The following is a 25,694-nucleotide window of genomic DNA, read 5'->3' on the forward strand; positions in this document are numbered from 1 at the left end:
GACTGGACTCGAACCAGTGACATACGGATTAACAGTCCGCCGTTCTACCGACTGAACTACAGAGGAATCGTGTGAACGGGGCGAATACTAACGGCGTGAGTCCGGGTTGTCAAAGGCTGTTTTGGTGAAATGCGTTTAACTGCCGATTAATCCAGCAAATCAATGAAAAAGGCCGCAAACGCGGCCTTTAATGGTTACTGCTTGCACAGCGGGCTAACGGGCTGCGTGGCGGCTTCAAGCCAATGACGCACCTCTTCGTTCACCCGCGGGGAGAGCATTTCCCGCACCTGCTGGTGGTAGTCGTCAAGCCAGGCAATGTCCTGCGGGCTGAGCAAATCAACGTCAACGGCGGACAGATCGATAGGGATCAGCGTCAGCGACGAGAACTTGCAGAAGCCAGGCCGGGAGGCAATGACCTCGACCTGGTTTTCGATGCGGATCCCGTGGCTGTCCGCCAGGTAATAACCCGGCTCAATGGTGAGGATGTTGCCCGGCAGCATCGGCCACGGGTTTACCTTCTTCGCCATGCGGTGCGGGTTTTCGTGGATCATCAGCCGGTGGCCGACGCCGTGCCCGGTGCCGTGGTCGTAGTCCAGTCCCAGCTCCCAGAGCGGAGCGCGGGCAAAGGCATCGAGCTGGTGGCCCTGAGTCCCCTGCGGGAACTGCAGCGAGATCAGCGCCAGGAAGCCTTTCAGCACGGCGGTGTAGTGCAGGCGGCGGGTCGCATCCAGCTCGCCAAAACTGAGCGTACGGGTGGCGTCCGTCGTGCCGTTGATATACTGCCCGCCGGAATCATTGAGGTAGAACTGCGCGGCGGTTAGGGCGAAGTTCGTTTCCGGCGAAGAGTGGTAGTGGCACATCGCGGCGTTGCTGCCCGCGGCAGAAATGGTGCTAAAGCTTTGCTCGGTAAAGGTGGAACCCTGCTGGCGGAAGCTCAGCTGTTTTTCCTGCGCCTCCAGCTCGGTGACCGGGTTACCTGCGGCTTCGCGGCGCGGCACTTCTCGGGTCAGCCAGGCAAGGAAATTCACCCAGGCCACGCCGTCTTCGATGTGGCTGTCGCGGTAGCCTGCCAGTTCGGTTTCGTTCTTATTGGCTTTGATTAGCGTGACAGGATCCGGCGCCCACAGCACGCTGCCTCCGCCTTGCTCCACGGCAAAGCGCACGGCGACCGGCGCAGAGTCCGCGTCGATGAGGGTATGTTTCCCGGTTGCCAACTGCTGGCAGCGGGCAAGGAATTCACTCATCGGGCGGAGCGTGATGCCGTTGAGCCAGGCTTTATCCAGCTTCCGCAGTTTTTCTTCCGCTACAAACCATTCAATGTCACCCCTGGCGCTCAACAGTGCGAAGGAGTGCGGCACCGGGCTCATTGGAATATCCGAGCCACGTACGTTCAGCAGCCAGGCGATATTGTCCGGCTGCGTCAGCGCCAGATAATCCGCCCCGGCTGTGCTCAGCACCTGGGCGATCCGCTCACGCTTTGACGCAGCGCTTTCGCCACTGATTTCATCCGGCATGGCGATGATTTCCCCGCAGGGTGCTGCCGGGCGATCGGGCCAGATTGCATCAAGCGGATCGTCATCTAACGCCACCAGATCGCAGCCGCTGGTACGCAGGCTTTCGTACTGGCTGTTGACCATCAGCAGCGGTTCGAAGGCGATGCGTTTACCTGCCGGAAGATTATCGCGGAGCCAAAGGTGCAGCGGCTCGTCGTGCAGATGATGAATCTCGAACTCTGCCAGATTCACCTGATGGCGAGCCTGAACCTGGTAGCGCCCGTCCACAAACAGCAGGGCGCGGTCAGCAAGCACTAGCGCCAGCCCGGCGGAACCGGTAAAGCCGCTGATAAACTCGAGTTTATTGTCATAAGGTGCACAGTATTCGCTCTGATGGGCGTCGGCGCGCGGCACGATGATCCCATCCAGCTTGCGCTCCCGGAGCAGCGCCCGCAGTGCGCCGAGTGATGAAGTGTGTGGCATCCAGCTTCCTTATTCTTTTTATTAACGGAACGGAGGTTCGTTGAAGGTACGCAGCTTGCGCGAGTGCAGCTTTTCACCTTCGGCACGCAGCAAATCAATGGCGCGAATGCCAATCTGCAGGTGCTCGGAAATCGCCCCTTCATAGAAACGGTTGGCCTGGCCTGGCAGCTTGATTTCGCCGTGCAGTGGTTTGTCTGAAACGCACAGCAGCGTGCCGTAAGGCACCCGGAAGCGATAACCCTGCGCGGCAATCGTCGCACTTTCCATATCGATAGCCACCGCGCGGCTGAGGTTGAAGCGCAGCGCAGAAGCTGAATAGCGCAGCTCCCAGTTGCGGTCATCGGTGGTGACCACCGTGCCGGTGCGCAGGCGCTGTTTCACTTCTTCGCCCGGCATACCGCTGACCTGCTTGGTGGCGTCATAAAGGGCGCGCTGCACCTCCGCGATGCTTGGAATAGGAATATCCGGCGGCAGCACCGCATCCAGTACGTGATCGTCACGCAGGTAGGCGTGAGCCAGCACGTAGTCGCCAATTTGCTGGCTTTCACGTAGGCCGCCGCAGTGGCCAATCATCAGCCAGGCATCCGGGCGCAGCACCGCGAGGTGGTCGCAGATGGTTTTGGCATTGGACGGGCCTACGCCGATGTTAATCAGCGTAATGCCGCTGCCGTTTTTATCGATCAGGTGCCAGGCTGGCATCTGGTGTTTCTTCCACGCCAGGTCGGAAATCGCCTCTTCCGGGGCTTCGGTTTCGGCGGTCAGCCAGGTGCCTCCGGCGCAGGACAGGGCGATATACGGGCTGTCCGGGTCGAGGATTTGCTGGCAGCCCCAGCGGACAAACTCGTCCACATAGCGGGTGTAGTTGGTGAACAGCACGAAGGGCTGGAAGTGCTCCACCGGCGTGCCGGTGTAGTGGCGCAGGCGAGCCAGCGAGAAATCCACGCGGCGGGCGTCAAAGTGCGACAGCGGCCAGGCTTCCGTCGGGTGGAACAGGCCGTCGGCAGTTTCATCGCCAATCTGCGACAGCTCGGTGGTTGGGAAATGGCGCGTCAGTCCGGCGCTCATCGTGCGGTCGAGGTTCAGGCCGTCAATCACGTATGGGTAAGGGATCTCATGCTGAGAAGGGCCAACCTCAATGTGCACGCCGTAGTCTTCACTCAGCAGGTTCAACTGTTCGTGCAGGTAGCTCTTAAACAGCGCGGGACGGGTCACCGTGGTGGTGTAGCTGCCGGAGTGGGTAAAGCGGGCATAGGAGCGGGTATTTTTCGGGCCACGGGGAACGCCGTCCCAGCTCACCCGCAGTTCGGGGTAGACAAACAGCCCGTCGGAACGCGCGTCTACGTCCGGCAGCGTGCCATGTTGGGTGTAGAGGGCAATCGCATCGCGAAGGGCGGTTACCGAACTTTCGTACAATGCTTCCAGCTTGTCCAGGGCTTCAGCAGGCGTCAGCCCCTGGCATACAACGTTATTATTCATTGATTCTCCTTTACCGGTTCTCGCCGGGTTAGTGTCTCAGTATGTCACGCCGGGCGAAGAACGGAAGCGGAAGACGGGAAGAGTTGCGAGCCTCATAAAAAATTCATCACAAAAAAATGAATACCCGCGCAGAGGCTGCCGATAACCCCATTGATACCCGAGCTTGATGGGATAACGACAATAACGATGAGGGGAACGACATGGGAATGTTAAAGAATTTTACCGTACGCCGGGTGCTGCTCACCGTGCTGGGGCTGTTCTGCCTGCTGTGGTCAGCCGTGGGCGTGTTTACCGTTTATTCGCTGGCGAAGCTGGGGGACGGCAACGCCGTTGACCATCAGCTGGTGTCGCAGATGACGATACTCAGCAAAGGCAACGACCAGTATTTTCGCTTTATTACGCGTCTTTCGCGGGTGATGGAGGCGAAGGCGGCGGGGGAAGCTGCCGATTTTAAGCCCGTGCAGGAAGCGCTGGATAACATGAAAAGCGAGCTTGAGCGTCTGAAGAGCGTTTCGCCTGGGCCAATGGATCCGGCCGTTTCCGCCGACGTGATCGAAAAATGGCAGCAGCTTTTAGATAACGGCGTGGCGGTGCAGATGCAGCTTGCCCGGCAGGGAAGCGCGTCGGATTATCGCCAGCAGGCCACCCAGGTCACGCCGCCGCTCAGCCGTGCCTTCGGAGCCAGCAGCAGCAAGTTTACCGCCGTGGCCGAAGAACGACTGGACCGGACGCGGGTTGCCGTGGACTCTCTGACTCGCCTGATGAAAATCACCGTGCTGGTGGCGATTGTGATTGGGCTGCTGATCCTGCTGTTTACCGATCGTTATCTGGTGAACCTGCTGGTGAAACCGCTGGACCGCATTCGGGATCATTTCTCGGTCATTGCGAAAGGCGACCTCAGCCATCCGGTGGAGGACTTTGGGCGGAACTGCGTCGGCAAACTGTTCCCGCTGCTGGCCGAGATGCAGGGCAGCCTGCGTGATGCGGTGAGCGCGATTCGCAGCGGCACGGAGAACATTTATCGTGGCTCGGCGGAGATCTCTTCCGGCAATAACGATCTCTCTTCACGCACCGAAGAACAGGCCGCCGCGCTGGAAGAAACCGCCGCCAGCATGGAGCAGCTCACGGCCACGGTTAAATTCAACGCCGAGAATGCGCGCCAGGCCAGCAGCATTGCGGAAAAAGCTTCACAAACCGCCAGCCGCAGCGGCAAGCTGGTGGGCGATGTGGTGGTCACGATGGAAGGGATCTCCGACAGCTCCCGCAAAATCAGTGAGATCACCAGCGTCATCAACAGCATTGCCTTCCAGACCAACATTCTGGCTCTAAACGCTGCCGTTGAGGCCGCCCGCGCAGGTGAACAGGGCAGAGGTTTTGCCGTGGTGGCGGGGGAAGTGCGCAACCTGGCCAGCCGCAGTGCGGGCGCGGCGAAAGAGATTGAAACGCTGATTGCCGACTCGGTAAACCGGGTGAACAGCGGCGCGGCGCTGGTCAACGAGGCAGGCAACACCATGAAAGAGGTGCTGAAGGCGGTGTCTGACACCACGCAAATTATGAAGCAGATTGCCTCGGCAACGGACGAGCAAAGCAAAGGTATTTCTCAGGTGAGCGTGGCGGTCAGCGAAATGGACAGCGTGACGCAGCAAAACGCCGCGCTGGTGGAGCAGATCTCGGCGGCGGCGGCGGCGCTCGAAGGCCAGACTGAAATGCTGCAAAAAGCGGTGGCGCGTTTCCGTCTGTCCGGGCGCGAAGAACACGCCGTGGTGGAAACGAAAGTCAAACCTCAGGCAAAAGCCGCAGCAGCCACCACGGCAGGAGATGACTGGGTCACGTTTTAAGTTTCGATAGCGGGCAGGGTGCGCATCGCGTTTTCGCAGCGCGCCTTGACCGCTTCGTGCAGCAGCCGCACCGTGGACGACAGTTGCTTACGGTGCGGGCAAATCAGATTCAGTGGAATGCTGTCCCCTTCATACTGCGGCAGCAGCAGCTTTAAACGGCCTGCCTGCACATCGTCGCTGACATCCAGCCAGGATTTGTAGGTAATACCTTCCCCTTTTACCGCCAGCCGGTGAATGACTTCCGCATCATCGCTCATCATTGAACCTTTCACCGCCACCTGCTGCATTTTGCCGCGTTGGCTGAACGACCAGCTATTGTGCACCCGCCCGCGAAGCACAAACGTCAGCGCATTGTGTTGGGCCAGGTCGGCAAGGGTTTGGGGTTCGCCATAGCGTGCCAGATAGGCGGGAGATGCAACCAGCACGCGGCGGTTTTCTGGCGCGACCGGCAGGGCTATGTAAGACGCATCATCGTTATTACCGTAGCGAAAAGCCACATCCACCGGATCTTTAAACACGTCGGTGATTCGATCGGAAAACAGAAGTTTCAGGCTTAGCGCCGGGTAAGTGCTGCGAAATTGCTGAAAAACATCCAACAGGAGATTTCGCCCAAGATCCGAAGGGACGGCGATTTGCAGCGTGCCGCGTACTTCGTCGCTGGGGGGCTGGATCTGTTCATACCCGGCATCCAGCGTCTGCAGCACCTGCTGGGCGTAAGGCAGCCAGGCTTCACCTTCGGGCGTCAGGCGCAGGCTGCGCGTTGAGCGGGCGAACAGGCGAATATTGAGGTTCTGCTCCAGGCGCTTAATGGCGGTGCTGACCTGGGCTGGCTGCAGCCCGGCTTCCCTGGCGGTATCGCTAAAACTGTTTAACGCCGCCGCCCTGACAAACAGCGCAAGGTCTTCCAGCCTGAGCATTTTCACTCTCCGAGTATAAGTGTTGTTTCCTGACGCCGGTTTTTCACCTGACGCGCTCCTTGTACCATGATTTTACTCAATTGATGAACCCATTACCTTATTGGAGCTGCTATGAAAGCTATTGCTATTACACGCGCCGCAAAAGACGGCAGCAATATTGATGCGCTGCAGGACATCACGCTGCCGAAGCCCGTTGCTCAGGGGCACGACATTCTGGTGGCGGTGAACGCTATTTCCGTGAACCCCGTTGATACCAAAGTTCGCAGTGGCTTTAGTAGCGAAACCCCTCGCGTACTGGGCTGGGACGCCGTGGGTACCGTTGTGGAAGTGGGGGAAGCCGTCACGCTGTTCAAGCCTGGCGATGCCGTGTGGTACGCCGGGTCGCTGACTCGCCCGGGCAGCAACAGTGAGTTTCAGCTGGTGGACGAACGCATTGCGGCACTTAAGCCTCAGTCCGTGGAAAATGCCGCTGCTGCCGCATTACCGCTGACGGCAATTACCGCGTGGGAAATGCTTTTCGACCGCCTGGGTATTCAGGAAAACGGCAGTGAAGATGCCGTGCTGTTGATTGTGGGCGCGGCCGGCGGCGTGGGCTCAATTCTGACCCAGCTTGCACGCAGGCTGACAAAAGCCACCGTGATTGGCACCGCCTCTCGCCCGGAAAGCCAAAAGTGGGTGAACGAACTCGGCGCCCACCACGTTATCGACCACAGCCAGCCTCTGACGGAAGAATTACAGCGTATTGGCGTGAAGCACGTTACGCACGTTGCCAGCCTGACCAATACCGAACAACATTATGCCCAGCTGATTGAGGCGCTCATCCCGCAGGGGAAATTTGCGCTAATTGATGATCCGACCGCGCTGGACGTTCGCGCCTTGAAGGCCAAAAGTATTTCGCTGCACTGGGAGTTTATGTTCACCCGTTCGATGTTCGTCACCAGCGATATTATTGAGCAGCATAATCTGCTGACGCGCGTGGCCACGCTTATCGACCAGGGCGTGTTAAGAACTACGCTCGGCGAACACTATGGCACAATCAACGCGGGCAACCTTCGCCGCGCCCATGCGCTGCTGGAAACCGGGCGTGCGGTGGGTAAAATTGTGCTGGAGGGATTCTGATATGGCAGCGACAGAAACCCTGACGATTATTGCCATGCTGAAGGCGAAAGCTGGCCAGCAGGAAAACCTGAAAGCCGCGTTGAAAGCGCTGGTCGCGCCGAGCCGCCTTGAGCCAGGCTGCCTCGACTACACCCTGTTTCAGCTTCAGCAAGAGCCGGATACGTTTTACGTTCGCGAGTCATGGCGCGGGCAGCAGGCGCTCGACCTGCACAATGCGCTGCCTCACTTCCAGGCCTTTGTGAAACAAATGGACGCCCTGCTGGCGGAACCGCTGAAGCTGGTACCGCTGGACGAAGTTGCCGTTTAACACTTTACTCGCGGCGGCCAGGCTGGCCGCTGCAAAACACAACGACTTATTCAGGAAAAATAATGAACATTGTTGATGCTGCCTCCCGGCGCTATGCCACGAAAGCTTTTGATGCGTCTAAAAAAATTGCCGCTGAAGACGTGGATAAAATCAAAAATCTGCTGCGCCTGAGCCCGTCGAGCACCAACTCGCAGCCGTGGCATTTCTTGCTGGTAAGCAGTGATGAAGGCAAGGCGCGTATTGCCAAAGCGACTACCGGGCCTTACGCGGCAAACGAGCCTAAAGTGCTGAATGCTTCACATGTCGTGGTGTTCTGCGCCAAAACAGCTTATGACGATGCGCACCTGCAAACATTGCTGCAAAAAGAGCAGGATGATGGGCGCTTTGCCACGGAACAGGCCAAAGAAGGGCAGCACAAAGGCCGCTCTTTCTATGCCAATAAACACCGGTTTGACCTGAAAGATGCGCAGCACTGGATGGAGAAGCAGGTTTACCTCAACCTCGGTACGCTGCTGCTGGGCGTTTCCACCCTGAACATTGATGCCGTGCCGATTGAAGGTTTTGATGCCGCCGCGCTGGACGCAGAGTTTGGCCTGCGCGAGAAGGGCCTGACCAGCGTGGTGATGGTGGCGCTGGGCTATCGCAGCGTGGAGGACTTTAACGCTGGACTGCCAAAGTCGCGCCTCGATTTCAGTCAGATCCTGACCGAAATCTAAGGCGTGATAATAACTTGATTTAACTTTTCCTGGCTGACGCAGGAATGGATATTAGGCCATTCCTGCGTTTATTCATCAAATCGGTGGCATTGAGGTGTGGCAAGCGAAGGGAAATGATCTATACTTTGTTCTCTTAATTCTACGGACGGCGATGGTTGTGAAGGACACGTATTATAATGACAGCAAAGTAAATTCATTAATTCAGCGCGAACTTGATGAATTTATTCTGGATTACAAACATACGACCTACGCGTATGCTGTGATGAATAAGAAAGACCCTTCCCAAATGCGTATTATTAATAACAATCCGCAATGGTTTAACATTTATCTCGAGAATAAATATCAATTTATTGACCCAGTGATTGTCCGGTCTCTCAGCACCCTGGAGGATTTTTCATGGGACAGCGGGATGATGGTCTCTTCCGGGTATACGCTAAAGCGTATTTTTGACGAAGGTTCACAGCACAATATTGTGCAAGGGCATACTTATCCGCTCCACGACTATGTGAACAATCTTGCGGTGCTTTCGCTGATTAGCCATCAGCCTTCAGATGTTAACCTCACTGAAAACCGTGAGGCGGCGATCGCTTTCTTTATCAAGCTGCACCAAAAAATGCTGAATTTATACAGCGATATTCGGCAGAAAAAGAATGTTTTCTTGTCACCGCGTGAGCAGCAAATTTTGCAATGGGTCTATACCGGAAAAACCTATGGCGAGATTGCGACTATCTTGTCCATTACCGAGCGCACGGTGAAATTCCACATGGGCAATGCCATGAAAAAGCTTGGCGTTAACAATGCGCGTCACGCGGTTAAACTAAGTATCGAACTCAGGCTGTTGGATCTGGGTGCCTGACCGACGAGGTTACAGGTTATTGAGCTGGGTGAGCGTCTCACGCAACCATGCGCTGTTTTTATCTTTATTAATAATATCTTCTATAACCTGTTGATTAGCAGGCATGTAAATATAATAAACCGCTTCGCCCTTTTCTGAGAGCCCCTTCTGCAGCACATCAACTTTCCAGTTGGCCTGACGGAAAATGGCGTACATTCCCCGACTTGTCACCGCGTGCATACCGGGATAGCCATTTTTCATGCAATACATAATCATCGCCAGAAATAATGCTTTACTGGCGGGTAGGGTGCGTAAATTACCTTCGTCACGACGATCTTTGTCGAGGAATAATCGGGTAATTTCACAGCATGGAATATCTTTTGGTAAACTAATGTTATTAAAATATTGATAAAATATTTCATCTGTCATTGTCGGATGTTTGGCATCAATAAAGCGTGCGCCGCAAAATAATTTACCTTCCAACATGCCCATTAAATAAGTTGTATTTGCGTTATCGAATTGATCTCTTTCCTGATTATCTTCACATTCCACTTTCCATTCGAGCCGTTCGTGAAATGTTTTTTTGCGTAACGCATACAATTCCCGGGCGAGACCGGGGTGTAAATCATTATGATTACTTATAAAAAATTCAATTGCAGAACACATCGCGTATCCCTGTATGTGGAGGTCCCCTGTACTTAAAGACAGCTTTTTTTTGCCTAAGGCCTTCTCTAAACTTAAAAAAATCCTGACCGGCCGCGCCAACACGCAAGCGGGTCAGGCGGTCAAAGACCTGAGCAACACCAAGGGAAATGTTCACAGATTATTATCTAGTACACCGATTTCCCGATGCACAAGATTGTAAGCACTTGTAATTTTACATTACAAAAAATAAAAATAAAGAAAATTAAGCCCCTGCATTTGCGGGGGCTTTTCTTTTATATCGATTAAGAAGCCTGCTCGTTCAATGCAGTTCCCTGCAATATGCTGCAATTCTCCGCGAAAATTTACTAACATAACGGCCTGCATGTGGGGTAAATATTTTATAACGCGGCGGGGCTGGGTTGCGTGAAAAGCGTACGGTATAACTGAATAGTAGCCGACTAATTTAAAAAGTGAACGGCTGATGCAGAGGAAAAATGAATTTTGTGAAGGAAAGAAAACTTTGTGAAAAATCAAAAGCAAAAAGCCCGCTTAAGTTTCCTTAAGCGGGCTTCTTAAATATGGCTCCTCTGACTGGACTCGAACCAGTGACATACGGATTAACAGTCCGCCGTTCTACCGACTGAACTACAGAGGAATCGTGTGAACGGGCCGCATATTAGCGAGGCCACACGGCCTTGTCAAAGCCTCCAAAGCGTCTTTTGTATCGTTTGCCGATAAAACAAGCAAAAATTGCCAGAAAACAGGCTCAGACATAACTTTACAGCACAAAGATTGCCAATCTTTCGCCAGCCGCTAAGATAAGCCGGGTTAAACAGTGAGGACCTGATGGTAAAACAGCGGCGTATAGGGATTTGGTTTCTTTGCCTGGCATGTGTTGTGGTACTGGTTTGTACCGCGCAGCGCATGGCGGGCCTGCACGCGTTGCAGATGGAAACCGCGGCCAGCGCCGTTGCTGCCCAGGCGGATAACCCGCAGGCTGACGCTGACTCGCCGGTCACGCCGTGCGAACTTAGCGCTAAATCATTATTGAGCGTGCCGCCAGTCTTGTTTGATGGGGCGTTGTTCGCACTTTGCCTGCTGCTTTCCTTACTGGCGCCCGTGCGTTCCACGCGAATGCCGTTTTCAGCTCCAAGAGCGACTTCACCTCCCACCCTCAGGGTACATCTTCGTTTCTGCGTCTTCCGTGAATGACAGACCGGCTGTTTCCGACAGTTAGTTAATCATTTATGGAGAAAAAACATGTTTATTCGCTTCAGGCAGGCGCTGCTGTGCCTGCTCATGCTTTGGTTGCCCGTGTCCTGGGCAGCAGAGTCAGGCTGGCTGCAATCGCCGGATAACGATCACGCCAGCGTCAGGCTGCGCGCAGATACCTCGGGCAGTAACGAAACGCGTCTTTTACTGGACGTGAAGCTCGAAAAAGGATGGAAAACCTACTGGCGATCCCCAGGGGAAGGCGGCGTTGCGCCAGCTATTGCCTGGCAGGGTGAGATGCCCAAAGTAGAGTGGTTCTGGCCGACGCCTGCGCGTTTTGACGTCGCTGGGATCACGACCCAGGGCTACCACGATCGGGTCACCATTCCGATGGTGTTTCACGGCCCGGTGCCGGTGACTATGCGCGGCGTGCTGACGCTTTCTACCTGCAGCAATGTCTGCCTGCTGACCGATTATTCCTTTAGCGTCACGCCTTCCGCGGCAGATGCTCAGTTTGCCCATGATTTCGCTCAGGCGATGGGGCAGGTGCCGGTTGAAAGCGGATTGACCGACTCGCTCAAAGCCGATTATCGCCCGGGAAGCCTGGTAATTAATGCCGTGCGTGCCGGAGGCTGGACAAGTCCGGGCCTTTATCTTGACCCGCCGGAAGAGGCCGATCTTGGTAAGCCTGCGTTCCGCATCGACGGCGACTCGCTGCAGGCCACCGTACCGGTCAGCGACAGTTGGGGAGAAGGTGCGCCAGATTTGCGAGGGAAATCAGTCACCCTGGTGCTGGCCGACAACGGCATTGCTCAGCAAAACACGCTCACCATTGGTTCAGCACCCGCCGCGGCAGGGGGAAATGATGCCTTCCCGCTTTGGCAGGCCGTGCTGATGGCGCTGGTGGGCGGCCTAATCCTTAACCTGATGCCGTGCGTACTTCCGGTTCTGGGCATGAAGCTGGGCTCTATTCTGCTGGTGCAGCAAAAAGATCGGGGCCTGGTGCGCCGCCAGTTTTTAGCCTCGGTGGCGGGGATCATCGCTTCATTTATGGCGCTGGCGCTGCTGATGACCGTCCTGCGGCTGACCAACCAGGCGCTGGGCTGGGGCATTCAGTTCCAGAACCCGTGGTTCATCGGTTTTATGACGCTGGTGATGCTGGTGTTCAGCGCGAACCTGTTCGGCCTGTTTGAATTCAGGCTCTCTTCCAATATGAACACCCGGCTGGCAACGCAGGGCGGCAATGGCATGGCCGGGCATTTCTGGCAGGGCGCTTTCGCCACGCTGCTGGCGACGCCGTGTAGCGCGCCTTTCCTCGGCACGGCGGTGGCGGTGGCGCTCACGGCTTCTTACCCGGTGCTGTGGGGGCTGTTCCTGGCCTTAGGGCTGGGGATGAGTCTGCCGTGGCTGCTGATAGCGCTCCGTCCCGGTCTGGCGATGCGTTTGCCCCGCCCGGGCAAGTGGATGACCTGGCTGCGCCGCGTGCTTGGCCTGCTGATGTTAGGTTCGGCGATTTGGCTGGCAAGCCTGCTGCTGGTGCATTTCGGTGTTTCGATTAGCAAACCAGCGCAGGAAAATATCGCCTGGCAGCCGCTCAGCGAGCAGGCGATTCAGGACGCGCTGGCGCAGCATAAGCGCGTTTTTATTGATGTCACCGCTGACTGGTGCATTACCTGTAAAGCCAACAAATACAACGTGCTCAGCAAAGAGGACGTGCAGGCGGCACTGCAGGCACCGGATGTGGTTGCCCTGCGCGGCGACTGGACGCTGCCGTCCCAGCAAATCACTGACTTTTTGAGAAGCCGCGGCCAGGTTGCCGTGCCGTTCAACCAAATTTATGGCCCAGGCCTGCCGGAAGGCAAAGTGCTGCCGACGCTGCTCTCTCGCGATTCGGTGCTGACAACCCTGGATGATGCCAAAGGAGCGAAACCATGAAATACGCTTTTATTCTAATCCTCTCGCTGTTCTCCGGCCTGGCGCTGGCGGCAAAAGAAGTCCCCGCGCCGTTTTCCGCCGATCAACAAAAGCAGCTGGAAGTGCTGATTGAACAGGCGCTGTTTAACGATCCGGCCAGTCCGCGATTTGGTGCTAAAAAGCCCGTGTTAACCCTCGTGAATTTCACCGATTACAACTGCCCGTACTGCAAACAGCTCGATCCGATGCTGGAAAAAATTGTGGAGAAATACCCGGATGTGGCGGTGATCGTGAAGCCGCTGCCGTTTAAAGGGGAAAGCTCCGTGCTGTCGGCGCGTACTGTCCTGACGACCTGGCGCCAGCATCCAGATCAGTTCCTGGCGCTGCATGAAAAACTGATGCAGAAGAAGGGCTATCACGATGCGGCGAGCATTGCGGCTGCGGTTGAAAAGAGCGGGGCAACGCCGGTCACCCCGGATGAAAAAAGCATGGAAACCTTAAGCACCAACCTTCAGTTAGCGCGTATCGTGGGCGTGCAGGGCACACCAGCCACCATTATTGGTGATGAAATGATCCCTGGGGCGGTTCCGTGGGAAACGCTGGAAGAGGTAGTAAAAGAAAAACTGGCGGCTGCCCATGGCAAGTAAGCTGCGGCGCTGGCTGCGGGAAGGCTTAATTCTGCTGATTTTGCTGGCGGGGGTGATGCTGGTGATGGACTGGTGGCGCGCGCCCCAGTCCCCAGTGGCTTTTGATGCCACGCCGCTGCACACGCTGGACGGGCAGGATGTCACGCTCGGCGCGCTGAGTGCGGAACGCCCGCTGCTGGTCTATTTCTGGGCCAGCTGGTGCGCAGTTTGCCGTTTTACCACGCCGGACGTGGCGAAGCTGCAGGCTGAAGGGCAGAACGTGATAACCATTGCGCTTCGCTCAGGTAATGAACGCGAGGTTTCCCGCTGGCTGGCGCGTAAAGGCGTCCAGTTCCCGGTGGTCAATGATGCCGATGGCGCCATTTCCCGCAGCTGGCAAATTGGCGTCACGCCGACATTCGTCATCGTCGATAAAGGCCAGGTCGTGTCCACTACCAGCGGCTGGACGAGCTACTGGGGAATGAAAATTCGCCTGTGGTGGGCCGGCGTGTGATTCATCGTGCCGGCTTATCACCGGCACGCAGTTTTTTCCTGAAATGCACCATCGCGGTGCATTTGTACCTCTTATGGGGCATAAGCAAGCCTCCTGTTTCGTTAATCCTCGTGGGGGCTTTATCAGTTTCTCTTATTATCCAGCCTGTTATCTCGTTTGCGCCGTAAACGAAAAATGTGGCAAGCATATTGCAAAACCTTTTACGACATCACAGCCATGACTGGCACTGGCATTCCGTAATAGGGGGCAAAATGAATTTAAGACGACTGAAGTACTTCGTAAAAATTGTTGATATTGGCAGCCTGACCCAGGCCGCAGAAGTACTGCACATCGCACAGCCGGCGCTCAGCCAGCAGGTTGCCACTCTGGAAGGGGAGCTGGATCAGCAGCTATTGATCCGCACCAAACGCGGCGTCACGCCGACGGAAGCCGGGAAGATTTTGTATGCCCACGCGCGGACGATTCTGCGCCAGTGTGAGCAGGCTCAGCTGGCGGTGAATAACGTGGGCCAGACTATGCAAGGCCTCGTCTCGATTGGTCTTGCGCCGGGGATGGCGGCGTCCTCTATTACCATGCCGCTGCTGCAGGCCGTGCGTGCCGAACTGCCGGATGTGCAGGTGTATTTGCATGAGAATAGCGGTTCACAGCTGAATGACAAACTGCTCAGCGGACAGCTTGATATGGCCGTGCTGTATGACCGCACGCCAACGGCGGGGCTGACCAGCCAGCCGCTGCTCAAAGAGGATTTGTTCCTCGTGGGCACCCGTGACTGTCCGGGTAACAGCGTTGATTTGTCGGACGTTGCCGCCATGAATCTTTTCCTGCCCCGCGACTACAGCGCGGTTCGCAAGCGCGTGGATGAGGCTTTCTCCCTGCGCCGCCTGACGGCAAAAATTATCGGCGAGATCGAATCTATTTCGACCTTAACTGCGGCTATTGCCAGCGGTATGGGCGTGACCGTGCTGCCGGAATCCGCCGCGCGTTCACTTGCCGACTCAGCCGGTGGCTGGATGGCACGCATTACCAGCCCGTCGTTAAATTTACCGCTGTCGCTGAACCTGTCCGCACGTTTACCGCTTTCACCTCAGGCCCAGGCGGTAAAAGAAATTCTTATGTCTCTGGTCACCCGCCCGGCGCTGGAAAATCGCGAACTGATGCTGGTGGGCTAACTCCGCTTATTACTAAATGGAATAGGTTGCTGGTTTTTATTATTTGTCCCGCCGGGGCTGTGACTTTAACAATGGTGTAAAGAACAGTCACGATCCCGGGGGCGATGTGAATTTTCAGCAACTAAAAATAATCCGCGAGGCGGCGCGACGGGACTACAATCTCACCGAAGTCGCCAATATGCTTTTCACCTCTCAGTCTGGCGTCAGCCGCCATATTCGCGAGCTGGAAGAAGAGCTGGGGATTGAAATATTCATCCGCCGCGGCAAACGGTTATTAGGTATGACCGAACCGGGTAAAGCCCTGTTGGTGATTGCCGAACGTATTCTCAACGAAGCCAGCAACGTGCGTCGCCTGGCGGATCTTTTTACCAACGACACCAGCGGTGTCCTGACTATCGCCACCACCCACACACAGGCTCGCTATAGCCTACCGGTGGTGATCAAAGCCTTCCGCGCCTTATTCCCTGAAGTTCGCCTCGAGCTGATTCAGGGCACGCCTCAGGAAATCGAATCGCTGCTGCACAGCGGCGCGGCGGATATTGGCATCGCCAGCGAACGTCTGAGCACCGATCCTCTGGTGGTGGCCTACCCGTGGTTCCGCTGGTATCACAGCCTGCTGGTTCCGCAGGGACATCCGTTAATTCATACCAGCCCGCTCACGCTGGACGATATCAGTCGCTGGCCGCTGATCACTTACCGGCAGGGTATCACCGGGCGTTCTCGTATAGACGAAGCGTTTGCCCGGCGTGGTTTAACGGCTGATGTTGTGCTTAGCGCGCAGGATTCCGACGTGGTTAAAACCTACGTTGAACTCGGCCTGGGTATTGGGCTGGTGGCCGACCAGGCCAGTGGGGAAGAAGGGAGCCTGGTGCGGCTGGACACTCGCCACCTGTTTGACGCGAACACCGTCTGGCTCGGGATCCGCCGTGGGCAACTGCAGCGGAACTATGTCTGGCGCTTTATTGAGCTGTGTAACCCTGAGCTGTCGGTCGAGGAAATTAAGCGCCTGGCACTGGAGCCAGAAGAACCCGCCATCGATTATCAAATCTGATATTTCCCTGCCCTGAAAAGGGTAATTCAGTATTGTTAATGAAATATTAAATAATTAAATAAACCGGTGCGGGGTGAATTTATATTTACCTCGCGCTTGCTGTATTTAAAAAAATAGTGTTTGGCAAAGTATGGTTCCCCTAAAAATAGAATAAAAAAACGTTCCTTATCGCAAATCATCGATCAATCGCAAATCAATTAATAGCTTTCAGCTATCCATCTGGCCTGACCATAAGAAAAAACCGATCAAATTCATAAAGTTAATCTGAATATATCCGATAAGCCTGTACGAGGTGCTTCCATCCCTTTGTGCTATTTATTCTCTGTTGTTTAGGCGGCAGAGGATTTTGCGCATTCATAAAAATACGCTTCTCAAGGGAGAAAAAATGTCACTACATGATGTAAAAATTCGCAGCAAGTTAACGCTGACTATTGCTATTTTTATTGTGCTGATGGTCTTCAGCTCAGGGCTTTCTTTACTTAGCCTGAGCAGAGCAAATACCGGCATTCAAACCATTGTTAACGATGATTACCCGACGACCGTTAAAGCCAACGATCTGATTGATAGTTTCCAGGAGTTCGTGAATACGCAGCAGCTGATGCTGCTGGATGAAGCCGGTGTATTTCGTCAGAAGTCGGAAAAACACCTTGCGGAGATCAGTGCGCATATTACAGCGCTGCTGGCGGACCTGAACAAATCCAGTACCGACGCTGCGTCACAAAAAGCGCTGCGGGAGCTGGCCGATATTCGTAAACAGTATCTGGACTCGCGTTTCCGTATTTTACAGGCGGTGCAACAAAACGATCGCGCCGCCGCGCTGCAGGAAATGATGGCCACCACCATCCAGATTCAGGAAAAATATAAAGATAAGGTGCAAGAGCTTATCGTTATCCAGAATCAAAAAATGTCCGCTGCTGGCCAGCAGGTTGATAAAGATTACCACTCTAACCGGCTGGTCACTGTGCTTCTGACTTTGCTGAGTATCGCCCTGGGTAGCCTCATCGGTATGTTTGTGGTGCGCTCTATTACTCGCCCGCTGGTTCGCGCCGTTGAATTTGCCGGGGCGATTGCTGAAGGCGACCTTACGGGCAGCATCACGGTTACCCATAAAGATGAAACAGGCGAACTGCTGCAGGCGCTGATGAGCATGAAAGTCCGCCTGCAAGAGATTGTCCATCAGGTTCAGCAGGGATCGGAAACTATCTCTTCTGCCGCCGCGCAAATTGTCGCCGGGAACCAGGATCTTGCGGCTCGCACCGAAGAGCAGGCCAGCTCCGTAGAGGAAACGGCGGCTTCCATGGAGCAGATCACCTCCACGGTGAAAAACACCTTTGACCACACCAACGAGGCAACCAAGCTCTCTTCCGAAGCCGCAACGGTGGTGAAAAACAACGGCCAGATGATGTCTCAGGTCACCAGCAAAATGCGCGTGATTAATGAAACCTCCAACCGTATGTCAGACATCATTAACCTCATCGACTCCATCGCGTTCCAGACTAACATTCTGGCGCTGAATGCGGCGGTAGAAGCGGCTCGTGCCGGGGAGCATGGCCGTGGTTTTGCCGTGGTTGCCGGGGAAGTTCGCCAGCTGGCGCAAAAAAGTGCTTCATCTGCGAGCGAGATCAGAAGCCTGATTGAGAACTCAACCACCCAGACTCGCGAGGGCATGGGGCTGGTGGAAAAAGCGAATGCCCAGATTGCCGGTATGATCGAAAACGTGCAGGAAATGAACACCATCCTCGGGGAGATCAAACAGGCCAGTCAGGAGCAAACCGACGGCATTTCCCAGATCAACAGCGCCATTGGTATGATTGATTCCACCACCCAGCAAAACTCCGCGCTGGTGGAAGAATCGGTTGCCGCCGCGGCATCTCTGAATGACCAGGCGAAGCAGCTGCGTGACCTGGTGCGGGTGTTCCGCCTGCAGTAATTCAGCTTTCCTTCTCAAAGCCAGCGTTAGCTGGCTTTTTTCATTTCTACGCACGGTTTTTATCTCCGGCATGACAATGCTGCTTATTATTGTTATGTTATAACATATCAATAATAGCTGCGCAGTCAGTAAGGAGTTGCAATGTCATCGTTAACACAGGCCCACAATCGGCCAAAGAAACTGCCCGTTACCGTGCTGTCCGGTTTTTTGGGTGCCGGTAAAACCACTTTGCTGAATCATATTTTAAATAACCGGGAAGGGCGGCGGGTGGCGGTGATCGTCAACGATATGTCCGAGGTGAATATTGACGCTGCGCTGGTGCGTGAGGGCGGTTCAAGCCTGACGCGCACCGATGAAAAGCTGGTGGAGATGAGCAACGGCTGCATTTGCTGCACCCTGCGTGAAGATCTGCTGGTGGAAATCAGCCAGCTTGCCCGGGAAGGGCGTTTTGATAACCTGGTCATCGAATCTACCGGTATATCCGAACCGCTGCCCGTGGCGGAAACGTTCACCTTTGTGGACGATAAGGGGGAAAGCCTGTCCGATATCGCCCGGCTCGACACCATGGTGACGGTGGTGGACGGCTTTAACTTCCTTCGGGATTATGAATCCTACGACAGCATTCAGTCTCGCGGCGAGTCCATGGGCGAAGGGGACGAGCGCACCGTGGTCGACCTGCTGATTGACCAGATAGAATTTTGCGACGTGCTTGTACTTAACAAAACGGATCTTATCGGCGACGCGGAGAAACGCCGCCTGATGTCCGTGCTGCATTCCCTTAACCCACGCGCAAAAATCATCACTTCGGCGTTTAGCCAGGTTAGCCTTGATCAGGTTCTGGATACCGGGCTGTTTGACTTCGATGCCGCCGCTCAGGCGCCGGGCTGGCTAAAAGAGCTGCGCGGCGAACATACGCCGGAAACCGAAGAATACGGCATTCGTAATTTTGTTTTTCGTGCCCGGCGCCCCTTCCACCCGGCGCGTTTCCAGATGGTGACCGACGGCGGTCTGAAAGGCGTGATTCGCTCCAAAGGCTTTTTCTGGCTGGCAAGTCGCCCTCAGCATGCCGGATCCTGGTCCCACGCGGGCGGCGTGATGCGCCAGGGGCTGGCAGGGATGTGGTGGGCCAGCATTCCCCGTGAACAGTGGCCGCAGGATGCCGACAGCCTCCGGCACATTTTAAAGCACTGGGAAGACGGTATTGGCGATGCGCGCCAGGAGATTGTTTTCATCGGCATTGATATGGACGAGGCGAGCCTGCGCGAGAAGCTGGAGTATGCCTTGCTCACCGATGCCGAAATGGCAGAAGGGCCTAAAGCCTGGGCACGGTATTACGATCCGATTGATGCCTGGTTCGACTGACTGAAGCCCGGCTGCCCGTTGACAGGCAACCGGGCAACCTGGCCTAGTGCAGCTCTACGGCGTAGTTATCCACCGGGGTGATTTTCTTGATCAGCTTGTTATCAAACAGGAACTGTTCGTAGGCCTGGTAGCGGGCGCGGTCGAGTTTAGCCGGGTCAGTTGCAAACAGCGGCAGGCTTGCCTGCCAGGCCTGCTTATTCAGCTCGGTATTCAGCTCCGCATGGGCTTTGGCAAAGGCCTGCCAGGTTTCCTGCGGATGTGCCTGCAGGTACTCGTTGCCTTTTTTCAGCGCGGCGAAGAATTTTTTGATCTTCGGTTCATTCGCCGTTTTACGATTCGCCACAAAAATCAGCTCATCGTAGGCGGGGACGCCGTAGTCCTCGACGTTAAACACCACCGGGGGTTTACCCTGAAGCTTCAGCTCGATCGCTTCGATATTGCGGTAGCCGCCGATCACCGCATCCACCTGGCCCGCCAGCAGGGCGCTGGTGAGCTGGAAGTTGACGTTGATGAGCTTCATCTCTTCCGGTTTGACGTGCTCATGCTCAAGCAGGGTGGCAAGCGTCGCCTGCTCGATACCGCTGACGGAATAGCCGATTTTTTTGCCTTTAAGATCCGCTGGTGATTTGATGGTCTGATCCAGCGTCATCACCGTATTCAGCGGGGTGTTAATCAGCGTCCCGACGCGCACCAGCGGCAGCCCCTGATCGGCAAAGAAATGCAGCTGTGGTTGGTAGGTAATGGCCAGATCGGCCTGCCCGGCGGCAACCAGGCGCGGCGGCAACGCCGGGTCAGACGGCGGGATGATCTTCACGTCCAGCCCTTCGGCCTTAAAAGCGCCAATTTGTTCGGCCACCATAATGGGCGCGTGATCGGGATTAATGTACCAGTCCAGCACCAGGGTCAGCTTTTCAGCGGCGGAGGCCTGAGCGGCAAAGGCGGCGGTGAGCAGCAGGCCACACAGCGTTTTTTTCATCTTCTTAATTCCTTAATTAAGGCGGTTATTCGTTGTTTTCAGGCGACCAGACAATCAGCTGCCGCAGCAGGGCATCGACCGCCAGCCAAAGCAGAACGGTCATCAGGACTAAAATAAACAGCGCGGCAAAGCAGACGTCGGTTTGCATGCGGGCGTTGGCGTTCAGCATGACGTAGCCCAGCCCTTCGGCAGAGCCCACCCATTCGCCAATAATTGCCCCGATGGGGGCGACGGCGGCGGCCATGCGCAGCCCCGAGCCAAAAGCAGGCAGCGCCGCCATCAGCCGGACGTGCCTCAGCTGCGCCCAGCGTGAAGCCCCCATCGTGCGGGCCAGATCCAGATAGTCGTTATTCACCCGGCGCAGTCCGTCAAAGAACGACGACACCACCGGGAAGAAAATCACCAGCACCGCCATCGCCACCTTGGCGCTCATGCCAAAGCCGAACCACAGCACCAGCAGCGGTGCGAGGGCAAACACCGGGATTGCCTGACTGGTGAGTACCAGCGGCATCAGCCAGCGCTGGAGGCGGGGGGAAAACATCATGCCCAGCGCCAGGCCTGCACCGAGGAGTACGCCCAGAATTAGCCCGCTGATAATCTCTGAGGCGGTGACCAGCGTGTGCCAGGCGAGATAATCGCGGCCATCCCATAACACCAGTGCCACCGAAGCGGGAGAGGGCAAAAGAAAGGCGGGAATATTGCCGAGGGTAAGCAGATACCAAAGTAGCAGCAGCCCGGCAAAGACGGTCAGCCCGCGGCGCAGGCGTGTAGCAGGGGTGTCTGAAGTCAGCTTCATTCGGCGGCCCTGATCAACTGTTGCAGCAGCCCGGCCTGGCTTTGGAGTAGATCTACATCGTCCGGCGCGCGGGGCGGCTGCCCGGCAATAACATGCGTATCGTCGATGCCCGCAGGCCAGCGGGAGAGCACCAGCAGGCGGTGGCTGAGCCGACAGGCTTCCATCGGATCGTGAGTGATCAGCAGCACGGTATTTTTTGCCAGCAGCCTGGCCGCCAGGTCCTGAATGGCCGTGCGGGTGATGGCATCCAGCGCCGAAAACGGCTCATCCATCAGCACTATCGGGCGCTTTTCGTAAAGCGTTCTGGCGATGGCGGCACGTTGCCTCATCCCGCCCGATAGCGAAGCTGGCAGGGCTTTGGCATAGCCTGCCAGCCCGACCTGCTCAATCAAATGTTCCGTCCATTGTCTGTCGACCGCTTCACCACGCAGGCGAGCTCCGAGGGCCACGTTCTGCTCAATGCTGAGCCACGGGTAGAGCAAATCTTTCTGCCCCATCCAGGCGATACGCCCGGCAACCGGCAGACCGTCGCTGCAGGTCACGCTTCCGCCACTGGCCTGCGCCAGCCCGGCGATAATCTTTAGCAGGCTGGTTTTACCGGCCCCGCTCGCGCCCAGCAGGGCAACGAAGCTGCTGCCGGGAATATCAAAATTCAGCCGCTCAAAAATGGTCTGCTGGCCAAAGCGCAGGCTGAGATCGCGCACCTGAATGCCCGGCGAAGTCGCGCTGTCGGTCATGAGGCATTCAGCCCCATCTGCCAGAACGCGGATTCAAGCTGCGTCGCGGTGGTAAAAATCTGTGATAGCTCTGAGAAGCGGCTTTCCGCGCCACGCTGGTGGCCTACGTTTTCGAGCAACTGCACAGCGGCCCGCACGCCGGTGAGGTAGCCTTCATCGCCATAGTTACGGATCCAGTTCGCGTAGGGATTGCCTGCCATCACCGTGTCGGGGCTATGCAGCAGGCCAAGGCCGATTTCTGCATATCCGGCCACGCAGGGCAGCAGCGCAGCCAGCAGATCGAGCGCGTCGCCTGAATGGCCAATATCCAGCACGTAACGGGTGTAATTCATGGTTTCTGGCGCTTCCGCCTCGGCCACTATTTGCGCTTCGTCCAGGCCCCAGCTTCGACAGTAAGCCACATGGAGCGGCAGCTCGGAGACAATGGCATTCAGCGATGCGGTTGCGGTGCGCATTTCCGGCAGCGTGCGAAGCTTGCTGACCAGCAGGGCGTAGGCGCGGGCAAAATGAATCAGGAAAAGATAATCCTGGGTCAGATAGCGCTTGAATGCGGCTTCAGGCAGCGTGCCGACAGCAAGCTGCTGCAGAAAAGGGTGATCGACGTAATCCTGCCAGTGCTGGCCGGCCTGCTCGCGCAGTCGTCCGTAAAGACCGTTTTCGAAAAGTGGGGTGTACATGGGACCTCCTGGGTAAGTGGAGATCCGGGCGCGCAGAGGTATGAACAGACAATAACAGAGCTGTGATTGCCGACCGTCCCTTCGCTGGCATGACCCAGATCAGGTTCAAAGGGTTCGGCTTACGCCATCTCAGCCCATACAGGACACCCCTCGGAGGTGCCTGTTATACGACATTTACTTTTTGATTACAATCGCCGGGCGCTGTGTCTGATCTTGCTGAAAGCGACGATCCGTTTAGTGCGGTATCGCAATATTTTGCTGGCACACGGGGCGGGAATTTTGTCACTGTAGGCCGGTTACCTACGAGTCTAAGGATGATATCCGATGAAAAAGATTGGCTTTCTCTCGTTTGGCCACTGGTCGCCTGCCGCCCAGTCCGGCACGCGCTCTGCGGCGGATACGCTGCTGCAGTCCATCGATCTTGCCGTTGCTGCAGAAGAGCTTGGCGCGGACGGCGCTTACTTCCGCGTGCACCATTTTGCTCGTCAGCTAAGCTCGCCTTTCCCGCTGCTGGCGGCCATTGGGGCAAAAACTAAACGTATTGAAATCGGCACCGGCGTGATCGATATGCGCTATGAAAACCCGCTTTACATGGTGGAAGATGCGGGCGCCGCGGACTTGATTGCCGGGGGCCGCCTGCAGCTTGGAATCAGCCGTGGCTCGCCGGAGCAGGTGATCGACGGCTGGCGCTATTTTGGCTATGTGCCGGGCGAAGGAGAGACCGAAGCCGATATGGCGCGCCGTCATACCGAAGTGTTCCTCGAGGCGCTGAAAGGGGACGGTTTTGCCGAACCTAACCCGCAGCCGATGTTTCCTAATCCGCCGGGGTTGCTGCGTCTGGAGCCGTTTTCTGCCGGGCTGCGGGAGCGAATCTGGTGGGGAGCCAGCTCCAACGCGACCTCGGAGTGGGCCGCGAAGTTAGGGATGAACCTGCAAAGCTCCACGCTGAAAACCGATGAATCCGGCGAGCCGTTTCATATCCAGCAGGCGAAGCAAATCCGTGCTTATCGGGCCGCGTGGAAAGAGGCGGGCCATACGCGTGAGCCGCGCGTTTCCGTCAGCCGCAGCATCTTCGCGTTAATGGACCAGCGCGACCGCAACTACTTCGGCGGCAGCGGCAAAGAAGGCGATCAGGTTGGCTACATCGAGCCACAAACCCGGGCCATTTTCGGCCGCAGCTATGCCGCTGAACCGGAACTGCTCATTAAGCAACTGGCGCAGGATGAAGCGATTGCTGAAGCCGACACGCTGCTGTTAACCGTGCCAAACCAGCTGGGCGTGGATTATAACGCGCACGTCATCGAATCTATTCTGAAGCACGTTGCACCAGAGTTGGGCTGGCGCTAAATAAAACAGGGAAAAGGTCATGCTATGAGCGAGGATTTTTACTGGATTAATGAGCCAAAAGTCTGGCAAGAAGGCGACGGCGGGCTGACGGTTGTCACCGATGAACAAACCGACTTCTGGCGCAAAACATGGTACGGGTTTGAGCGTTTCTCCGGCCATTTTTATGGCTGCATCGTGCGGGGGGATTTTACTTTCCAGGTGAAGGTCAAAGCTGAATTTAGCGCACTCTACGACCAGGCCGGCATCATGCTGCTGGGGGATGAATCCCACTGGCTAAAAGCGGGCATCGAGTTTAACGACGACGCGCCTGCTATTGGCAGCGTGCTGACGCAGGGCCATTCCGACTGGGCAACCGGCGTCTTTCCCGGTCAAGCAAATCTGTTCTGGATGCGCCTGACCCGAAAAGGGGACAGCCTGCGGCTGCAGTATTCCGTTGACGGCAAAAGCTGGCCGCTGCTGAGACTGGCGCATTTCCCCGGATTCGACGCATGCAGGGTAGGCGTGATGTGCTGCACCCCGCAGCGTGGCGGGCTGGCGGTGAACTTCGAAGAAATGATGCTGAGTGCCGCGCTGGATAAAGGACTGCACGATTTAAGTTAATCAGCCGTTTAGTCGGGCGGCGCCCCGCCAGACATTTGCCAGGCAGGGTTTCTCCTGGCGGGGACAAAGCCGGTAAAGGGGCAAATGTTTTTCCGTTGGGCATTGAAAATAAAGTGCAAACGCTTCGCGCTTCATTCAGCCCGGTATAATTCGTAGTATATTGTGAGTATTGATGGTTATCAGGTGCTCTTCATGTCTTACTCCATCGGCGAATTTGCCCGGCTCTGCGGGATAAACGCCACCACGCTCCGTGCCTGGCAGCGTCGTTACGGCCTGCTCAAGCCGATGCGAACCGATGGCGGTCATCGGCAGTACAGCGACGAAGATATCCAGCAGGCGCTTAACATTCTCGACTGGGTGAAAAAAGGGGTGCCGGTCAGCCAGGTTAAGCCGCTGCTGGCCCGGCCTGAAATGCGCCGGGCGAACAACTGGCTTGGCCTGCAGGAGAGTATGTTGCAGCGGCTGAATGAGGGGAAAATCGAATCTCTTCGCCAGCTTCTCTACGATGCAGGCCGGGAATATCCGCGCGCGGAACTGGTGACGGAAGTGTTGCGCCCGCTGCGCAGTAAAGTCTCGGCTAACGTACCGGCCATCATGACCCTGCGCGAAATTCTCGACGGCATCATTATCGCCTACACCTCGTTTTGCCTTGAAGGGGATAAAAGAGCGCCCGGTGACAACTGCCTGATTACCGGCTGGCATCTGAGTGACCCCTGCGAAATCTGGCTGGAGGCGCTCAGGCGAACCGGCCAGGGACACCGCATCGACGTGCTTCCCGTTCCGCCTGCCGTCCTGGCCCCGGAAATCTTTCCCGATCGAAAATGGCTGCTGGTCACCTCCGGTAAGCTGACGGCGACACGTAAAAAGCAGCTTGAACTCTGGCAGCAGCAGGGTGCTATGTTCGAGGTCATTCCCCTCTAGGCTCGTTTTCCCCTCCACAATATCCTCCTCCAG

24 protein-coding genes, 2 tRNA genes and 1 riboswitch are annotated in these 25,694 nt (G+C 56.2%); of the genes, 16 read left to right on the forward strand and 10 right to left on the reverse strand.

Going from position 1 to position 25,694, the window contains the following annotated elements; genetic code table 11:
* The 3 genes from A936_RS11575 to A936_RS11585 all read right to left on the reverse strand — a co-directional run bounded on the left by A936_RS11575 (position 1) and on the right by A936_RS11585 (position 3,452).
* Positions 1-58: transfer RNA gene (locus A936_RS11575), tRNA-Asn, on the reverse strand.
* 136 nt (positions 59-194) lie between these two features.
* A complete protein-coding gene (locus A936_RS11580) occupies positions 195-1,976 on the reverse strand; it encodes an aminopeptidase P family protein (RefSeq protein ID WP_008457973.1) in 1,782 nt (593 codons plus the stop codon).
* A gap of 21 nt (positions 1,977-1,997) precedes the next feature.
* A complete protein-coding gene (locus tag A936_RS11585; RefSeq protein WP_008457975.1) occupies positions 1,998-3,452 on the reverse strand; it encodes an AMP nucleosidase in 1,455 nt (484 codons plus the stop codon).
* Positions 3,453-3,652: 200 nt separating this feature from the next.
* On the opposite strand from A936_RS11585, the gene A936_RS11590 reads away from it, so the two are divergent.
* Positions 3,653-5,290 carry a methyl-accepting chemotaxis protein gene (locus A936_RS11590; protein ID WP_008457977.1) on the forward strand — a complete coding sequence of 546 codons (1,638 nt, stop codon included), beginning with the start codon at positions 3,653-3,655 and terminating at the stop codon, positions 5,288-5,290.
* On the opposite strand, the gene A936_RS11595 is transcribed toward A936_RS11590, so the two are convergent.
* A complete protein-coding gene (locus A936_RS11595; RefSeq protein WP_034808923.1) occupies positions 5,287-6,207 on the reverse strand; it encodes a LysR family transcriptional regulator in 921 nt (306 codons plus the stop codon). The two genes, A936_RS11590 and A936_RS11595, sit on opposite strands and share 4 nt — an antisense overlap.
* 111 nt (positions 6,208-6,318) lie before the next feature.
* Between A936_RS11595 and A936_RS11600 the strand changes: the two genes are divergently transcribed.
* The 4 genes from A936_RS11600 to A936_RS11615 all read left to right on the forward strand — a co-directional run bounded on the left by A936_RS11600 (position 6,319) and on the right by A936_RS11615 (position 9,205).
* On the forward strand, positions 6,319-7,326 hold the full coding sequence (locus A936_RS11600; protein ID WP_008457981.1) for a zinc-binding alcohol dehydrogenase family protein: 1,008 nt from the start codon (positions 6,319-6,321) through the stop codon (positions 7,324-7,326).
* Between the two features lies 1 nt (position 7,327).
* Entirely contained in the window at positions 7,328-7,633 is a 306-nt protein-coding gene (locus A936_RS11605) for a putative quinol monooxygenase (RefSeq protein WP_008457983.1), read from the forward strand.
* Positions 7,634-7,695: 62 nt separating this feature from the next.
* Positions 7,696-8,349 (forward strand): oxygen-insensitive NAD(P)H nitroreductase, encoded by a 654-nt coding sequence (gene nfsB, locus A936_RS11610; protein ID WP_008457985.1) that lies wholly within the window; start codon positions 7,696-7,698, stop codon positions 8,347-8,349.
* Between the two features lie 151 nt (positions 8,350-8,500).
* Positions 8,501-9,205 (forward strand): helix-turn-helix transcriptional regulator, encoded by a 705-nt coding sequence (locus tag A936_RS11615; RefSeq protein ID WP_008457987.1) that lies wholly within the window; start codon positions 8,501-8,503, stop codon positions 9,203-9,205.
* A 9-nt stretch (positions 9,206-9,214) separates the two neighbouring features.
* Here the strand turns inward: A936_RS11615 and A936_RS11620 are convergent, their stop codons facing one another.
* Both A936_RS11620 and A936_RS11630 read right to left on the reverse strand, forming a co-directional pair.
* A complete protein-coding gene (locus tag A936_RS11620) occupies positions 9,215-9,850 on the reverse strand; it encodes an acyl-homoserine-lactone synthase (protein WP_008457988.1) in 636 nt (211 codons plus the stop codon).
* 558 nt (positions 9,851-10,408) lie between these two features.
* Positions 10,409-10,484, reverse strand: a tRNA-Asn gene (locus A936_RS11630).
* Between the two features lie 191 nt (positions 10,485-10,675).
* Between A936_RS11630 and A936_RS11635 the strand changes: the two genes are divergently transcribed.
* From A936_RS11635 to zigA, 8 genes are all read left to right on the forward strand, one after another.
* On the forward strand, positions 10,676-11,041 hold the full coding sequence (locus tag A936_RS11635) for a hypothetical protein (RefSeq protein WP_034808929.1): 366 nt from the start codon (positions 10,676-10,678) through the stop codon (positions 11,039-11,041).
* A 48-nt stretch (positions 11,042-11,089) separates the two neighbouring features.
* A complete protein-coding gene (locus tag A936_RS11640; RefSeq protein WP_008457992.1) occupies positions 11,090-12,976 on the forward strand; it encodes a protein-disulfide reductase DsbD family protein in 1,887 nt (628 codons plus the stop codon).
* A complete protein-coding gene (locus A936_RS11645) occupies positions 12,973-13,602 on the forward strand; it encodes a DsbA family protein (RefSeq protein WP_008457994.1) in 630 nt (209 codons plus the stop codon). Before A936_RS11640 ends, A936_RS11645 begins: the two co-directional genes overlap by 4 nt.
* Entirely contained in the window at positions 13,592-14,095 is a 504-nt protein-coding gene (locus A936_RS11650) for a protein disulfide oxidoreductase (protein WP_008457996.1), read from the forward strand. The genes A936_RS11645 and A936_RS11650 overlap by 11 nt, the downstream gene beginning before the upstream one ends.
* Positions 14,096-14,346: 251 nt before the next feature.
* Positions 14,347-15,264, forward strand: coding sequence for a nitrogen assimilation transcriptional regulator NAC (nac, locus tag A936_RS11660; RefSeq protein WP_008458002.1), 918 nt, complete (start codon positions 14,347-14,349; stop codon positions 15,262-15,264).
* A 106-nt stretch (positions 15,265-15,370) separates the two neighbouring features.
* Entirely contained in the window at positions 15,371-16,315 is a 945-nt protein-coding gene (gene cbl / locus A936_RS11665) for an HTH-type transcriptional regulator Cbl (RefSeq protein WP_008458004.1), read from the forward strand.
* 385 nt (positions 16,316-16,700) lie between these two features.
* A complete protein-coding gene (locus A936_RS11670; protein WP_008458007.1) occupies positions 16,701-18,245 on the forward strand; it encodes a methyl-accepting chemotaxis protein in 1,545 nt (514 codons plus the stop codon).
* A 141-nt stretch (positions 18,246-18,386) separates the two neighbouring features.
* On the forward strand, positions 18,387-19,607 hold the full coding sequence (zigA, locus tag A936_RS11675; RefSeq protein WP_008458009.1) for a zinc metallochaperone GTPase ZigA: 1,221 nt from the start codon (positions 18,387-18,389) through the stop codon (positions 19,605-19,607).
* Between the two features lie 43 nt (positions 19,608-19,650).
* Here zigA and A936_RS11680 read toward each other — a convergent pair whose 3' ends face one another.
* The 4 genes from A936_RS11680 to A936_RS11695 are packed head-to-tail and all read right to left on the reverse strand — an operon-like array spanning position 19,651 to position 22,793.
* Complete coding sequence (locus A936_RS11680) at positions 19,651-20,583, reverse strand: ABC transporter substrate-binding protein (protein ID WP_008458011.1); 933 nt, start codon at positions 20,581-20,583, stop codon at positions 19,651-19,653.
* Positions 20,584-20,608: 25 nt separating this feature from the next.
* Entirely contained in the window at positions 20,609-21,379 is a 771-nt protein-coding gene (locus A936_RS11685) for an ABC transporter permease (protein ID WP_008458013.1), read from the reverse strand.
* Entirely contained in the window at positions 21,376-22,116 is a 741-nt protein-coding gene (locus A936_RS11690) for an ABC transporter ATP-binding protein (RefSeq protein WP_008458014.1), read from the reverse strand. The genes A936_RS11685 and A936_RS11690 overlap by 4 nt, the downstream gene beginning before the upstream one ends.
* Positions 22,113-22,793: a TenA family protein gene (locus tag A936_RS11695; protein ID WP_008458016.1), complete on the reverse strand. Its 681-nt coding sequence runs from the start codon at positions 22,791-22,793 to the stop codon at positions 22,113-22,115. The genes A936_RS11690 and A936_RS11695 overlap by 4 nt, the downstream gene beginning before the upstream one ends.
* A 59-nt stretch (positions 22,794-22,852) precedes the next feature.
* Positions 22,853-22,954, reverse strand: a riboswitch (TPP riboswitch).
* Positions 22,955-23,117: 163 nt separating this feature from the next.
* Here A936_RS11695 and A936_RS11700 point away from each other — a divergent pair.
* The 3 genes from A936_RS11700 (at position 23,118) to A936_RS11710 (ending at position 25,661) form a co-directional block, all read left to right on the forward strand.
* Positions 23,118-24,140: an LLM class flavin-dependent oxidoreductase gene (locus A936_RS11700; RefSeq protein WP_008458018.1), complete on the forward strand. Its 1,023-nt coding sequence runs from the start codon at positions 23,118-23,120 to the stop codon at positions 24,138-24,140.
* 24 nt (positions 24,141-24,164) lie between these two features.
* Complete coding sequence (locus A936_RS11705; RefSeq protein WP_008458020.1) at positions 24,165-24,740, forward strand: DUF1349 domain-containing protein; 576 nt, start codon at positions 24,165-24,167, stop codon at positions 24,738-24,740.
* Positions 24,741-24,932: 192 nt separating this feature from the next.
* Positions 24,933-25,661, forward strand: a complete 729-nt coding sequence (locus A936_RS11710) for a MerR family transcriptional regulator (protein WP_008458022.1) — start codon at positions 24,933-24,935, stop codon at positions 25,659-25,661.
* Positions 25,662-25,694: the final 33 nt, after the last annotated feature.

The organism is Enterobacter sp. Ag1, assembly GCA_000277545.1.
Classification (GTDB): domain Bacteria; phylum Pseudomonadota; class Gammaproteobacteria; order Enterobacterales; family Enterobacteriaceae; genus Cedecea.

Coding starts and splice junctions, on each gene's coding strand:
- A936_RS11620 (WP_008457988.1), bottom strand. CDS start 9,850: ATGTGTTCTGCAATTGAATTTTTTATAAGTAATCATAATGATTTACAC.
- A936_RS11595 (WP_034808923.1), bottom strand. CDS start 6,207: ATGCTCAGGCTGGAAGACCTTGCGCTGTTTGTCAGGGCGGCGGCGTTA.
- nac (WP_008458002.1), top strand. CDS start 14,347: ATGAATTTAAGACGACTGAAGTACTTCGTAAAAATTGTTGATATTGGC.
- A936_RS11615 (WP_008457987.1), top strand. CDS start 8,501: ATGGTTGTGAAGGACACGTATTATAATGACAGCAAAGTAAATTCATTA.
- A936_RS11650 (WP_008457996.1), top strand. CDS start 13,592: ATGGCAAGTAAGCTGCGGCGCTGGCTGCGGGAAGGCTTAATTCTGCTG.
- A936_RS11690 (WP_008458014.1), bottom strand. CDS start 22,116: ATGACCGACAGCGCGACTTCGCCGGGCATTCAGGTGCGCGATCTCAGC.
- A936_RS11600 (WP_008457981.1), top strand. CDS start 6,319: ATGAAAGCTATTGCTATTACACGCGCCGCAAAAGACGGCAGCAATATT.
- A936_RS11605 (WP_008457983.1), top strand. CDS start 7,328: ATGGCAGCGACAGAAACCCTGACGATTATTGCCATGCTGAAGGCGAAA.
- A936_RS11680 (WP_008458011.1), bottom strand. CDS start 20,583: ATGAAAAAAACGCTGTGTGGCCTGCTGCTCACCGCCGCCTTTGCCGCT.
- A936_RS11695 (WP_008458016.1), bottom strand. CDS start 22,793: ATGTACACCCCACTTTTCGAAAACGGTCTTTACGGACGACTGCGCGAG.
- A936_RS11700 (WP_008458018.1), top strand. CDS start 23,118: ATGAAAAAGATTGGCTTTCTCTCGTTTGGCCACTGGTCGCCTGCCGCC.
- A936_RS11670 (WP_008458007.1), top strand. CDS start 16,701: ATGTCACTACATGATGTAAAAATTCGCAGCAAGTTAACGCTGACTATT.
- A936_RS11580 (WP_008457973.1), bottom strand. CDS start 1,976: ATGCCACACACTTCATCACTCGGCGCACTGCGGGCGCTGCTCCGGGAG.
- A936_RS11705 (WP_008458020.1), top strand. CDS start 24,165: ATGAGCGAGGATTTTTACTGGATTAATGAGCCAAAAGTCTGGCAAGAA.
- A936_RS11585 (WP_008457975.1), bottom strand. CDS start 3,452: ATGAATAATAACGTTGTATGCCAGGGGCTGACGCCTGCTGAAGCCCTG.
- A936_RS11635 (WP_034808929.1), top strand. CDS start 10,676: ATGGTAAAACAGCGGCGTATAGGGATTTGGTTTCTTTGCCTGGCATGT.
- zigA (WP_008458009.1), top strand. CDS start 18,387: ATGTCATCGTTAACACAGGCCCACAATCGGCCAAAGAAACTGCCCGTT.
- A936_RS11685 (WP_008458013.1), bottom strand. CDS start 21,379: ATGAAGCTGACTTCAGACACCCCTGCTACACGCCTGCGCCGCGGGCTG.
- A936_RS11710 (WP_008458022.1), top strand. CDS start 24,933: ATGTCTTACTCCATCGGCGAATTTGCCCGGCTCTGCGGGATAAACGCC.
- A936_RS11590 (WP_008457977.1), top strand. CDS start 3,653: ATGGGAATGTTAAAGAATTTTACCGTACGCCGGGTGCTGCTCACCGTG.
- A936_RS11640 (WP_008457992.1), top strand. CDS start 11,090: ATGTTTATTCGCTTCAGGCAGGCGCTGCTGTGCCTGCTCATGCTTTGG.
- A936_RS11645 (WP_008457994.1), top strand. CDS start 12,973: ATGAAATACGCTTTTATTCTAATCCTCTCGCTGTTCTCCGGCCTGGCG.
- nfsB (WP_008457985.1), top strand. CDS start 7,696: ATGAACATTGTTGATGCTGCCTCCCGGCGCTATGCCACGAAAGCTTTT.